We start from the raw sequence: 13,351 nt of genomic DNA on the forward strand, positions 1-13,351 counted from the left end.
GACATCCGCGGGTTTTGGGTTTTTAAAGAAATAATCACAGGGATTAGTTCGTAATCTTGAACTCACCCTGCATAATGGCTGAGTGTCCCGGGAAGGTGCAGTAAAACTTGTAATTACCGTCCGCACTCATACCGTCAGTGGAAAAAGTGACAGACGTTGATTCACCGCCGCCAATGACTTCAGTCGCTGCGATAACAGCGTCCGAACCACTCGGTACATAATCATTGTCCAGTCCTGCAGACATACCTTGTTGAACAACGCTTTGCATGTCTGAGGCTTCACTTAGCACCCAGTTGTGACCCATGACATTTTTTGCCAAATTGCCAGAGTGCGTTAATTTAACGGTAACTTCTGAACAACTTGCCGGAACTGACATCTCCTTTGTATCAAAACGCATGTTGTCATTGCTATCAATTGTTAGCTCACAATCGTTAGCCAGCGCGGAGTTTGCGACAAACAACGCAGAACCCAACAACAAAGTTTTCAATAGACGCATTGCAATACTCCTTCGGTTAATATCAAATACTCACTATGTATACGCAAATTTGCGCATTTAGATTACTTAAGGTCTGGCCAATGACGAAAAAATCGAACTTTACCCATCAATCTCTTTTGGCCCAAGGCACAGCTATCGACTCGCTACATCCTGACAACGACAAACAGTCGTTGATTCCTCCAGTATACAACTCAACTACCTTCATCCGTGATGAGGATAATCAATATCGTAGCGGAAGGGTGTATTCGCGCGCTGACAACCCAACTTATCGTGCTCCGGAAGCCTTACTGGCAAACCTTGAAGAGGCCGCCGATGCACGCCTGTTCAGCTCAGGTATGGCCGCCGCCACCAGCGTTTTTCTGGCGCTGAAGCCCGGTGACAAAATCATTGCTCCGACCATCATGTACTGGGCTTTGCGCAACTGGTTAAAGACCTTTGGACAGGATATGGGGCTGAAAGTTCGTTTTATTGATACTCATGTCGCTGATGCTGTCGACGCGGCTTTGCAGCAAGAGCCTGCCCGTCTGGTCTGGCTGGAAACACCCGGCAATCCATTGTGGACCATCAGTGACATCAGCGCAATTGCTGCCAGCTGTCGACAGCATGGCGCTATGCTGGCGGTCGACTCAACAGTAGCAACGCCATTACTGACCAAACCCTTAACACTGGGTGCCGACATCGTTATGCACTCGGCGACTAAGTACCTGAACGGCCACTCTGATGTGATATCGGGCGCGCTCGCCTGTCGCGAAGACTCAGCGTTCTGGCAACGTATTGTTAGTCTCAGGGCGCAAAATGGCTGTGTACCCGGCCCCAACGATGCAGCGCAGCTGTTGCGTGGTATGCGAACTTTATTTTTACGGGTCCGCGAAAGCTGCCAGTCAGCGCTGTGGCTGGCCGAACAATTACAGGCCAGCTCGCAGGTAAAAGCAGTACTTTATCCCGGTCTGCCGGGCTTTGAGGGCCACCAGATTGCCAGTCAGCAGATGAATGGTGGCTTCGGCGGTATGTTGTCCATACGCCTTGTCGGAGGTTCGGGGCAAGCTATTCATACTGCAGCTAAAACTCGGTTATGGAAGCGGGCAACCTCACTAGGAGGGGTTGAAAGCCTGATTGAACACCGCGCCAGCATCGAGGGTGATGGCTCTCCGGTGCCAGATGACTTATTGCGCTTGTCGGTGGGTATTGAGTCTAAAGAAGACCTGCTGACAGACTTGCAGCAGGCCTTTGAGTCTTTTAAAAAGTAGCGGATTAAATACTGACCCGCTTATAAAAACGGTATTCAGGACGCCAGAAGTTATCCTCAATCCGTTGGCGCAATAGCTGGTCGTCAATTTCCAGCGCCGAACCTTCTTGCTGAGCGACTTTGCCGACAGCAAAAGCGATCTCTTTTGACAGCTCGGCCAATTCGGTAAAAGCCGGCAGTAAGTGCTCGTTACCCACGTTGGCTGAAGGAGAGGCTTCGGCCAGTGTTTTACTTGCCACCCGAAACATTTCATCGCTGACCCGGTTTGCTTTTACCGCCAAAACTCCTAAGCCGATGCCCGGAAAAATATAGCTATTATTACACTGGGCAATCGGGTACAACTTACCTTCGTATTCAACGCTGCCAAACGGGCTGCCGGTGGCAATAATAGCCTGCCCCTTTGACCATTTAAGGACATCGGCGGGGTGGGCTTCTACGTGCCTGGATGGATTACTCAACGGAAAGATAATTGGCCGCTGCGTCTGCTTTGACATCGCCTCAATAACCTGCTCAGTAAATAGCCCTGCCTGACCGGAAACGCCGATTAAAATATCCGGCTCAGCACAATGGATGACATCCAGCAAGGACGGGTAATCACCACTGTATTGCCAGTCTTCGAGATCCTGCTGCGACTGCGCCAGCGCTGTTTGAAAGTCACGCAGACCGGGCATCGTATCAACAACCAGACCATGGCGGTCGACCATAAAGATATTTTGCTTGGCCTGTTGTTGCGAAAGGCCCTCGGCCATCATCTGGATAACAACCTGCTCAGCAATACCGCAGCCGGCAGAACCAGCGCCGACAAATACCACTTTTTGCTGACTGAGCTTTTTACCTTTTTTGCGGCAGGCAGCTAAAAGCGTCCCTACGGTAACCGAAGCAGTACCCTGAATGTCATCGTTAAAGCAACATATCTGGTCCCGGTAACGGCGCAATAACGGCATCGCATTGGGCTGTGCAAAGTCCTCAAACTGCAACATAACATCCGGCCAGCGGCGCACAACGGCTTTGATAAACTTATCTAAGAACTCATCGTATTCGGACTGTTCAATACGCTTGTGCCGAGCTCCCATATACATTGGGTCATTCAACAGCTTTTCATTATTTGTGCCTACATCCAGCATAACCGGCAAGGTGTAAGCGGGGCTTATGCCGCCACAGGCGGTGTATAGTGACAGCTTACCGATAGGAATACCCATGCCGCCGATACCCTGGTCGCCCAGCCCCAGAATTCGTTCGCCGTCAGTAACGACAATAACTTTTACTTTTTGCTTGGTGGCATTGCGCAGAATGTCGTCAAGCTGATCACGCTCTGAATAGGAGATAAATAAGCCCCGTGAGCTGCGGTAAATATCTGAGAATTTTTCGCAGGCATCACCCACAGTCGGGGTATAAATAATCGGCATCATCTCTTCAAGATGATTAGTCACCAGGCGGTAAAATAAGGTTTCGTTATTATCCTGAATAGCGCGCAGATAAATGTGTTTGTTCAGCGGCGTTTCAAAGCTTTTATACTGCATATAAGCACGTTCAGCCTGCTCCTCAATTGTTTCATAACGCGGTGGTAACAATCCGGTTAAATTGAAAGCAGCGCGCTCTTCTCGTGAAAAGGCACTACCTTTATTCAATAACGGCGTTTCCAGTAGTGAGGGACCCGCGTAGGGAATATATAAAGGATTTTGCTGACTTTTTGGCATTCGTGACCTACTCCTAAAACCATAAGGTGCTATTAACTGGCAATAATAGCAAACAACAGCGGATAGCGGGGGAAATTAGTAGAGCTAACAGGACAGACCATTTGGACGCTATTACAGCAAAAAACCTTACATCCTAATGCGGCTAAAACAATTTAACGATAACCATAGCCAGCAGTACCACGTTAGCGGTAAACCCAACCATAAAAAAGTAACTGCGTGGGCTGGGATTTTTGTTGGTAGCGATAACATAGTACAGCACCATATGCGCCAGCCGCGCGACCGCGAAAACCGCTGTTAGGGATGCAGTCCAGCGCGGGTCAACGCCCGCAAAAATAGCTAACACGACAGTGCCCAGCATAGGGCTTAAATTTTCCAGCGAGTTCTGGTGGGTACGCCAGGCGCGAAAAACAAAATTTTGATGGCTTAATTCTTCCGGAGCTTTACCCGGGATAGCGCCTTTTTGGCCGGCTTTACTGCCACTGGCGACCAGCCACTGAAAAATGACGGTAGCAATAATCACAGCAGTCCAAATTAACGTCGCCCGATAGTCGTTAAAAATCATTATTAGGTTTCCTTTATTATCACGTTAATTGCCAGCGCTTTGCCACACGAGCAACGGCCTCAACGTTTTCTGATGCCATGATTTGAATAGGCGTATGCTTAAACTGAACTGATAACTGAAGCTGTTGTTGCAGCCAATGTACCATAGCTTCGCCGGAATGAATCGTTTGCGCGCCATTAAAATAAGCAGTAATCGGCTCGGCAAGCAACGGAAAGTGAGTACAACCCAGCAGCACCACGTCAGGTTTACTAACCTGATTAAAATAGTGTTTGAACGTTTCCTGAATTATCGGTCCGTCAAAAAGCTCTTCTTCAACCATTGGCACAAACAAGGGTGTCGCCAGGGCTTCCACCTGATTAAAGCCTAACTCCTGAATACGACGCTGATACTCGCCGGAGGCTATGGTTGCCCGGGTCGCAATAACCAGTATTTTTGCCTGCTTATCAAGCTGCGGCAAGTGGGTTAAGGCAAGAACGCCGGGCTCGAGTACCCCGTAAACGGGCTTATTCGAATATTGCTGCATAATTTCAAGAGCCACGACACTCACGGTGTTGCAGGCAACCACCAAAGCATCCACATTAGCGCCGTTAAAAAACTCAACTGCCTCTAACGCGTAACGCATTACCGTATTAGCATCCTTGCTACCATAAGGTACCCGAGCTGTATCACCATAGTACAACAGTTCACTGAAGTAGCCGCTGCGTTGCAGCGAGCGCGCCACCGTTAAGCCACCCACACCACTATCAAACACGCCAAGCTTCATAGCCGACTATGTCTCCAGATTAATGCGCTTTAAGCGCAATGCATTAGTTAACACAAAAACACTGGACAACGCCATCGCACCGGCAGCCAGCATGGGTGATAACAGCCAACCCGACCAAGGATAGAGAAGCCCGGCCGCAACGGGTATCAACGCCGTATTATAAGCGAATGCCCAAAATAAATTTTGCTGAATATTGCGCATTGTCGCCTTTGATAAAGCAAACGCCTGCTGCACGACCGTCAGATTATCCGACATCAGCACTACATCGGCTGATTCAATAGCAACGTCGGTGCCGGTGCCAATGGCAAAGCCAACATCAGCAGTGGCCAGCGCCGGTGCATCGTTTATCCCGTCACCAACAAATACTACTTTACCCCACTGCTGTTGCAGCTCTTTTACCGCATCGACTTTGCCATCCGGCTTAACATCCGCAACGACTTTATCAATACCAAGCTGTCTGGCAATTCGCTCGGCCGTGCTCTTCGCATCGCCGCTGACCATCGCCGTTTTTAAGCCCCGCTGATGTAACGCCTCAATTAACTGTTGCGCGCTATCGCGAACCGGATCGCTGACACAAAATACCGCGCGTAAATCATTATCAACGGCAACATAAATCGGTGTTAAGCCCTCTTCTTCCCATTTTTCTGCCGCATCAGGCTGGCGATTAAGCGTGATGTCATATTCCTTCATCAGTGCTTTAGAGCCAACCAGGATGTCAGTACCCTTGACCTTTCCGACCACGCCAAGGCCTGACAATGCTTCAAACTCATCCGGATCATCAAGTTTATGTTTCTGTTTTGCATACTCCACCAGTGCCTCGGCAGTTGGGTGTTCAGAGCGTTGTTCAAGACTTGCCGCCAGCTGCAGTGACTGGCTGTCGTTATCATCGACGCTAACCCAGTCATGTAACTCAGGTTCGCCGCGTGTCAGCGTTCCAGTTTTATCGAAAATCACACCATTAGCCTGTTGCAAGGCCTGCAAAGCGCTGCCTTGGCGGAACAATACACCAAGATCGGCCCCGCGCCCGGTGCCGACCATAATCGAGGTAGGGGTTGCTAAACCCATAGCACAAGGGCAGGCAATGATCAGCACGGCAACCGCATTGACCAGCGCAAAGGTCAGCGCATCTTCGCCGCCCAGTGAGTACCAGGCAATAAAAGTCAGTAATGAGGCCAACATCACGGCAGGCACAAACCACAGAGTAATTTTGTTAACCGTATCCTGAATCGGCAACTTGGCACCCTGCGCCTGTTCTACCATGCGAATAATTTGTGACAGCACCGTTGTTTCACCAATAGCGGTTGCTTTAAACCGCAACGTGCCGCGTTCATTGATGGTGCCGCCAACCAGCTTATCCTCAGCACGTTTATGGACGGGCTCTGCTTCGCCGGTAATCATTGATTCGTTAACATAACTGTCCCCGCTGATGACCTTACCGTCGACCGGGATCTTTTCACCGGGGCGCACCTCGATTTCATCCCCTTTTTTAAGGTCATCGACCGCAACCTCAGAGGTTTCATTATCGCGAACTACCCGTGCCGTCTTACTTTGTAAGCCCATTAAACGCTGAATGGCATCGGACGTGTGACTTTTTGCCCGCGCTTCCATGTAACGGCCGGCCAAAATTAACGTCACAATGACCGCTGAAGCTTCAAAGTAAACACTCACTGACTGTTGCGGCAGCCACTGGGGAAAGACAGTAGCTACTATCGAGTAACCCCAGGCGGCGGTCGCTCCAAGCGCGACCAGGGAGTTCATATCGGGCGCGCCTTTAAGCAGTGCCGGTATGCCCAGTTGATAAAAACGCCGACCGGGTACAAATAAAACCACAGAAGTCAGCACCAGCTGGATCCACCAGCTGGTCTGTAGACCCATAGTGTTGGTGATCCAGCGCGAGAATGCCGGTACTAAATGATTACCCATCGCCAGCACAAAAACCGGCAGCGTCAGCAATGCTGCAAGCAGAAGCTCGGCGCGCAGAGATTTAAACTCTTGCTGCTGCCGCTCGCGCTGCTGTCGCATTTCTTTATCACGATCGACCACTTCATGGGCATCGTAACCCGCTTCTCTGACCGCTTCGGTGAGTTGTTCGACACTGACGCCTTGTGCCTTAACTTCAGCAGAATCCGATGCCAGGTTCACTGACACCTCGTTAACACCTGCTACCGCTGACAGTGCTTTATCGACGCGGCTGGCACATGAACCACAATTCATCCCGGAAACACTAAGGCGAATACGTTGTTCGCTCATAGGCGAACCTCCTGTGTCGGTTTTTCGGTTAAAAACAACAAAATCCAGAATACAGCCAGTTGCGCCAGTTCGGTATAGCGCTGCACGGCACCACGAATCTCGGCCATTGCCGGCTCTTTCATCAGTAAGAAGCCAAGCACCACAATAACGGACAACAGCACCAGCGCAACGCGCACAGGCCATTTCGTTGCGGGGGTCAGTGCCAATAGCAGGGTACCCAGGGCAAAACCAAAATAGCTGAGCACCGTAACCACGTTATGGATAGCCTGTGAACTGCTGCCATCGGCCGGGCAACCTGCATCGCAGGGTGCCAATGCTGACAACAAGTAGCCAACCGGCCACAGGAACAGCAACAACCAGCCCAGGTGACTAATCCACCGCACTCTTAACTGACCGCGAATCGACACCAGTAAGCTAAAAGCAACCATGGCCAGAGGAATAAAGCCAACCCAGCCTAAAACCCCCGCATTAGGGGTGCCGGTTGCATTTATCTCGCTAATATACTGGGCTGTATGATCAAAGCCGGGTTTTACCCAGCTGGCTACCAGTTGTAACCCAAGCCAAAACAGCGTCAGAATTACAAGTTGCGGCACATAGCCCTGTTGCTTGTCTTCGGTACGAGTTGCAGATGACGGCAAAGCTGACCTCCTGTAAAAAACTGACAACAACTTTCGTAATAAAGCGTTATCATAACACCAATAGTGCTTAGTGTTTTGCTATGCTAATCCCCTTAAGATAGCAAATAACAAAGGATAGCGTTGTGTCGATTCGTGTTTTAGGTTGCAGTGGCGGCTTAACCGGTAACAACCAACAAGGCTCTACCTGCATTCAGATAAACCCTGAAACATTAATTGATGCAGGCACCGGACTTGCCAGCCTGACAATGGCTGAGATGCGGCAGATTCGACACATCTTTTTGACCCATGCGCATATGGATCATATTGCCGCCTTACCCACGTTTTTAAGTAACCAGTTTGAACAGCCTAACTTACCGGTCAAGGTCTATGGCTTACCCAGTACGCTGGAACGCTTAAAGGCCCACATCTTTAACGACCAAATATGGCCCGATTTTAGCCAGGCTTTAGGCAGTGATAAACCCGTGCTGGAACTGGTCGAGTTAAATTCAGGCGATCTCATAGAGCATCAGGGAATGACACTGGAATGCTTTGCTGTCGACCACAAAATACCAACATTGGGCTTTTCGGTAAAAAGCGCCGACTCGCACTTTGTTTTTTGCGCCGACTGCACCGCATCTCAGCAACTGGATGACGACTTACAACGGCTGTCACCGATAGATACGCTGATGATTGAATGCGCCTTTCCGGACCGTCTCACCGATGTTGCCATAAAAACCAAACACATGACCCCCGCCCTGCTAAAACGCACACTCGCGCAGGTTAACGGGGTAAAGCAGGTCTGGATTACCCATCTTAAGCCCAGTTATGAACAGGAGTTGCGCGACAGCTTGCACGACGTCCCCTGGACGGTGCTGTAACGCCTACTCTTCATCGGTGGTTGCCTGCACCTCCAGCTCACCACTCATGGTTTCGTGTGTTAAGGACATAGACAACTCTGTTATTAGGGTTAAAACCAATGGGGTTGCAAACTAGCTGCCCCACCGTTTCCCATGCCAGGCTAACATAGCCGGCGTGAGTAACAGAGTCACGCATGTTGCAACCAGCAAGCCGCCAACCAAAGCCGTTGATAACTGGATCCAATACTGGCCCGATGGCGCACCGAAAAAAATGTCACGGGCAAAAAAGTCAATAGTCAGCCCCATCACCATCGGCAATAAGCCGACTATTGTCGTTATTGCCGTTAGCAAAACCGGCCGAAATCTTTGTATTGCCGCTTTGCGTGCCGCTTCCAGTGCATTTTCCCCATCCTGCCGGTATTCATTATAAGCGTCAATTAAGACAATATTGTTATTAACCACGATGCCTGCCAGCGCCATCACCCCAATGCCACTCATCACCACCGAAAAAGGCTCTTGCCGCAGGATTAAACCCAGCAGCACACCTGCCAGCGAGAATACGATCGCCGACAGCACCAATGCGCTTTGAAAAAAACTGTTCAGCTGCAACAGTAGCACCAGTAACATTAAGAAAACCGCCAGAACGAAGGCCAGCAACAGAAAATCCATTGCTTCTTTCTGGTCTTCCAGCTCCCCGGTAAAGTCTATGCTCACCCCGGACGGCAGATCCGCTTGACTGAGTTGCTGCTTTAATTGCTGCGTTGCTTCATTAACGGTGACGCCATCAGCAAGGCCGGACTGAATAGTCTGCACATTGCGTGCATCGATCCGTTTGATGATGGTCGGTGCCAGATTAGCCGACAACTCAACAAAATTTTCAATCGGCATCAGCCCTCTCTGGGTTGGTACCCGTAAATTGGCCAGGCGCGTTATCGAGCGCTCCGACCAGGGATAACGAACGCGAATATCAACGTGTTCAGGTGCAGATTCCGGCAAGTAAGTACCGACTAACACACCGTCGGTTAACAGTCGGACCAAAGTACCCAAAGCAGCGACATCGACGTTATAACGAGCAGCCTTTTCACGATCAACATCGATGCGGATCTGCGGTCGGTCTGAAGCAACATCATTTGAAATATCGCGAAAATTTCCGGAATCTTCCATTAACTCCTGAACTTTATTCACTGCCGCCGGCAGCAGGTCACGGTCATCCGCAGACACTTCAATCGTCACCGGGCGGGAAGCTGCGGGTCCGCTTTGTTGTTTTTCAACACTTATACCCAGTCCGGCTACCTCAGAAGCAGCAACCCGAATCCGTTCAATAATAACAGCGGCCGGCTGCCGCTGCCGCCAGTCAAGTAGATCCACTTGCACCGTACCGATAATATCGGGGTCCAGATTAGCGCGTAATCGCTCTTCAACCGAACCAATAGTCCGGGCATAAATCCGCTCAATGCCGTCAATCGGCATGACTTGCTGCTCTACCAGCTGTACCAGCTGATCTGCCTCTTCTACCGACAAGTTACCATCTGCCTGCAGCTGAACCTGCACCCTATCCGGTTCAACATCCGGAAAAAAATTAACGCCGTGGCCGAGTTTACTGTACATAAAAAAAGCCACCAGTAAGCCCAACACGCTGACCAGTAAGGCCAGTAATGGCTTATCAACCATATAACAAATCAACTGGTGGGACCGTTTGTCAGAGTCTTCCTTAGTTGCAGATTTTTTTGCTTTGGCTGGTTTACCGCCTATCAGTGAGCCCACAACCGGAACAAAAATTAATGCCATAAACAGCGACATCAATAGCGTTATCACAACGGTAGTCGGCAGGTAGAACATAAACTGCCCTGCCATGCCGGGCCAAAACAATAACGGGACAAAAACCGCCAGGGTGGTCATGGTCGATGCAACAATGGGCCAGGCCATTCGCTGCGAAGCACGCAAATAGGCAGTCAAAGCTTTCTCGCCCTCACTGCGCAGGCGTTGTGCTAACTCCACCACGACAATAGCACCGTCAACTAACATACCAATGGTCAGGATTAGAGCGAACAGCACCACAATATTCAGCGTAATACCCAACAAATAAAGGGTTAAGATGCCGCCCAGAAAAGCCCCCGGAATTGCCAGTGCAACCAGCAACGAGGCTTTTAACCCCAGTGCCAGAATAATGGTTAATGTCACCAGCACAACGGCCAGAATCACGTTATTTTCTAAATCGCCCAGTAACTGTTTTACATCCTCAGCCTGATTTTGCATGTAAGCGATATTAACCGTCGTTGGCCACTGCTCCTGCTCGCTGGCAACCTTTTCTTTGACACGCTCCACTACCTCAATAACATTGGCGTCATTAAGTTTTTTGACATCCAGTGCAATAGAGGGCTGGCGATCAATGCGAGCATAACTCACGGGGTCTTTATAGGTTCGCCTCACCTCTGCTACATCGCGTACCCGCACTACGTGATCGGGTGTTGTTTTAACCGGCATTTTTCGTACATCGGTTAACGATTCTATCGTGCCTGGAATTGACACGCTGATACGACCGGCGCCGGTATCTATGGCCCCCGCTGTTACCAACTGATTATTGTGGGTAACAGCCCGCGAAACTTCAGACAGTGAAAGACCATAGGATTGCATGGCTAAGGGGTCGATTAACAATTCCAGCAAGTCTTCCCGGTCTCCCGACATGTCAACTTCCAGTACGCCGTTGACAGTTTCCAGCTTATCTTCAAGATCCCGCGCTAAGCTGATTAGGTCGCGCTCGGGAATATCCCCCGAAAGGGCTACCGTGATAATGGGGAAAAGAGATAAATCAATTTCCTGAATCACCGGCGAATTGGCGTCTTCTGGCAAGTCCTGCTCGGCTTTTTCAGTTTCGTCCTGGACATCGCGAAGCGCTTTTTCTTTATCAAAACCCGGTTCGAACTCCAGTTGCAGTAATGCGAAGCCCTCTCCCGCCTGAGCCGTTAATTTATCCAGACCGTCAATACTCTGCAATTGTCGTTCCAGCGGCTCTACCAGCAGACGAGAGCTATCCTCGGTTGAGATACCCGGGTAACTGACCATAATGTTAAACACCGGAATGTCGATTTCCGGTGCAGCTTCTTTAGGGATAGTGGAGTAAGCCAGGCTGCCGGCAACCAGGATCAGCGCTAATAACAACATAACCGCCCGGTTACGGGAAAAAGCTGCGGCAATAAACGCGTTCATTCGCCACCCTCAGCCGCTTTTTCCGGGTAGTCGTCAGGCGCTGGTTTAGGTTTGACTTTTTGGCCATCAGCTAGAGAACCATGGCTGATGACAACCAGCCGCTCGGTACTGTCAAGGCCACTCACCCAAAGAGCGTTAACATCGGCCCGTTCAACGACAACGGGCTTAAAACGGATAATGTTTTGCTCATCAACAGTCAGCACACCAATTTGCCCGGCAGCATCAATTTTTATTTGCGCCGCCGATATTTTATGCGCATCAACGGTATTTGTGTCGATAGTTACCTCTGCACTCATCCCTGCAGGCAGCGGTTTTTGCTGGTTTGGGACAGTAACTTCAACACGAAAAGCACGGGTTTGCGGATCAGCAACGGGCGCGATAAAACTGATTTCGCCCTGTCGTTTTTCACCCCCAACGGTTCTGACACTGGCCGGCATGTCCGACTGTAACCGATGGATTTGATTTTGCTGCACATAGACAACTGCCAAGAGAGGGTCATTATCGACCACTTCCAGCACCTGGCTGCCGGGTGCCACATAAGCCCCCTGCTCAATAAACTGTCGATTGACGACCCCGGTTACCGGTGAGCTAAGTTCTGTATTTTCAATATCAAAGTCAATCCGGCGCAGCTCGGCTCGGGCAGCCTCAAGCTTTGCTTTGAGAGCCTGCAGCTCAGACTCAGACGATAAGTTCTGCTCATTCAGTCTTTGCGCGGCCTGATAATCACTTTCGGCTTTTTTAACCTGCGCTCTTGCCTTTTCAAGCTGCACTTGCCGATCGTCCATAGACAGCTCAGCCAGCTTATCGCCCTTATTAACCTGACGACCTGTCTCCGCAATGTACTCTAACATGCCGTCTGTGCGCGCCCGGACGATCGCCCGTTGATAGGGCTCGATATCGCCATTCAAGGTTATCTGCCGGGTAACCGGTCTTGCCTCGCTTTGAAAAACCGCTACCGTTGGCAAAGATTCCTGTTCGTCCTCTTTACCCACACTCTCTTGATCAAATACAACCCCGCTGCCGATCCATAGGACGACTAAAATAACGATGGCTATAAAGACCGCCCATGTTCCCATCCGGTTACTGCTTATCGCGAATCGCATCTAGCCACTCTTTTCCCCTGACTGGGTTTGGCAAAAACTATGATCATGAAAATAGACGACTTTATGCCATTAATCAACGCACAGAGTCGCGGCAGAACACGCTTCACCCTGGCAAGAAATTTTATATACTCAAAGTCCTGATACAATGACACTAATTAAAAATGATTCAGAACCAAATGAGCTGGCTGTCGTATTGTTCTTGCAGGAAAACATATGGACGCTAACGTTCAGAGGCTGACACCCAGGGTAATTGATACTATGAAGTTAAAATTTAGTGAGTCGGAGCAATCCCGCATTATCGAAATGGCGTGGGAGGACCGTACACCGTTTGAGGCCATCAAAGAACAGTTTGGCTTGCCGGAGAAGCAAGTAATCCAGTTTATGCGGCATCAGCTAAAGCCCGGTAGCTTCCGGCTTTGGCGTAAACGGGTAAGCGGCCGCAACACAAAGCATCGCAAACTGAGACCTGCAGGTGTTAATCGTGGTTATTGCCCGACTCAGTACAAACCGCGGTAGCTAAGATATTAACCAACACAAAGACCAGGAAAATCAA

The 13,351-nt window shown here is 50.0% G+C and carries 11 protein-coding genes; 3 read left to right on the plus strand and 8 right to left on the minus strand.

Features of this window, described 5'->3' with window-relative positions; translation table 11 throughout:
* Window positions 1-43 precede the first annotated feature (43 nt).
* Window positions 44-496: an azurin gene (azu, locus tag LG288_RS09415; protein WP_404399937.1), complete on the minus strand. Its 453-nt coding sequence runs from the start codon at window positions 494-496 to the stop codon at window positions 44-46.
* Between the two features lie 80 nt (window positions 497-576).
* Here azu and LG288_RS09420 point away from each other — a divergent pair, with 80 nt between their 5' ends.
* Complete coding sequence (locus LG288_RS09420) at window positions 577-1,743, plus strand: trans-sulfuration enzyme family protein (protein ID WP_404399938.1); 1,167 nt, start codon at window positions 577-579, stop codon at window positions 1,741-1,743.
* A gap of 4 nt (window positions 1,744-1,747) precedes the next feature.
* On the opposite strand, the gene LG288_RS09425 is transcribed toward LG288_RS09420, so the two are convergent.
* The 5 genes from LG288_RS09425 to LG288_RS09445 all read right to left on the minus strand — a co-directional run bounded on the left by LG288_RS09425 (window position 1,748) and on the right by LG288_RS09445 (window position 7,652).
* Window positions 1,748-3,439, minus strand: coding sequence for an NAD-dependent malic enzyme (locus LG288_RS09425; RefSeq protein ID WP_404399939.1), 1,692 nt, complete (start codon window positions 3,437-3,439; stop codon window positions 1,748-1,750).
* A 142-nt stretch (window positions 3,440-3,581) separates the two neighbouring features.
* Window positions 3,582-4,001, minus strand: coding sequence for an MAPEG family protein (locus LG288_RS09430; protein ID WP_404399940.1), 420 nt, complete (start codon window positions 3,999-4,001; stop codon window positions 3,582-3,584).
* A 19-nt stretch (window positions 4,002-4,020) separates the two neighbouring features.
* Window positions 4,021-4,764 (minus strand): glutamate racemase, encoded by a 744-nt coding sequence (gene murI / locus LG288_RS09435; protein WP_404399941.1) that lies wholly within the window; start codon window positions 4,762-4,764, stop codon window positions 4,021-4,023.
* A gap of 6 nt (window positions 4,765-4,770) precedes the next feature.
* Window positions 4,771-7,014: a heavy metal translocating P-type ATPase gene (locus LG288_RS09440; protein WP_404399942.1), complete on the minus strand. Its 2,244-nt coding sequence runs from the start codon at window positions 7,012-7,014 to the stop codon at window positions 4,771-4,773.
* A complete protein-coding gene (locus LG288_RS09445; protein WP_404399943.1) occupies window positions 7,011-7,652 on the minus strand; it encodes a DUF998 domain-containing protein in 642 nt (213 codons plus the stop codon). Before LG288_RS09445 ends, LG288_RS09440 begins: the two co-directional genes overlap by 4 nt.
* Window positions 7,653-7,774: 122 nt before the next feature.
* Here LG288_RS09445 and LG288_RS09450 point away from each other — a divergent pair, with 122 nt between their 5' ends.
* Entirely contained in the window at window positions 7,775-8,509 is a 735-nt protein-coding gene (locus LG288_RS09450) for a 3',5'-cyclic-nucleotide phosphodiesterase (protein ID WP_404399944.1), read from the plus strand.
* Window positions 8,510-8,620: 111 nt separating this feature from the next.
* Here LG288_RS09450 and LG288_RS09455 read toward each other — a convergent pair whose 3' ends face one another.
* Both LG288_RS09455 and LG288_RS09460 read right to left on the minus strand, forming a co-directional pair.
* The gene (locus LG288_RS09455; protein ID WP_404399945.1) at window positions 8,621-11,695 is read right to left on the minus strand and encodes an efflux RND transporter permease subunit; all 3,075 of its coding nucleotides are present in this window, start codon (window positions 11,693-11,695) and stop codon (window positions 8,621-8,623) included.
* Window positions 11,692-12,771 carry an efflux RND transporter periplasmic adaptor subunit gene (locus LG288_RS09460; protein ID WP_404399946.1) on the minus strand — a complete coding sequence of 360 codons (1,080 nt, stop codon included), beginning with the start codon at window positions 12,769-12,771 and terminating at the stop codon, window positions 11,692-11,694. The genes LG288_RS09455 and LG288_RS09460 overlap by 4 nt, the downstream gene beginning before the upstream one ends.
* Before the next feature lie 285 nt (window positions 12,772-13,056).
* Between LG288_RS09460 and LG288_RS09465 the strand changes: the two genes are divergently transcribed.
* Window positions 13,057-13,314 (plus strand): TIGR03643 family protein, encoded by a 258-nt coding sequence (locus tag LG288_RS09465; RefSeq protein ID WP_404399947.1) that lies wholly within the window; start codon window positions 13,057-13,059, stop codon window positions 13,312-13,314.
* Window positions 13,315-13,351: the final 37 nt, after the last annotated feature.

Source organism: Idiomarina seosinensis, assembly GCF_044797955.1.
Classification (GTDB): Bacteria; Pseudomonadota; Gammaproteobacteria; order Enterobacterales; family Alteromonadaceae; genus Idiomarina; species Idiomarina seosinensis_A.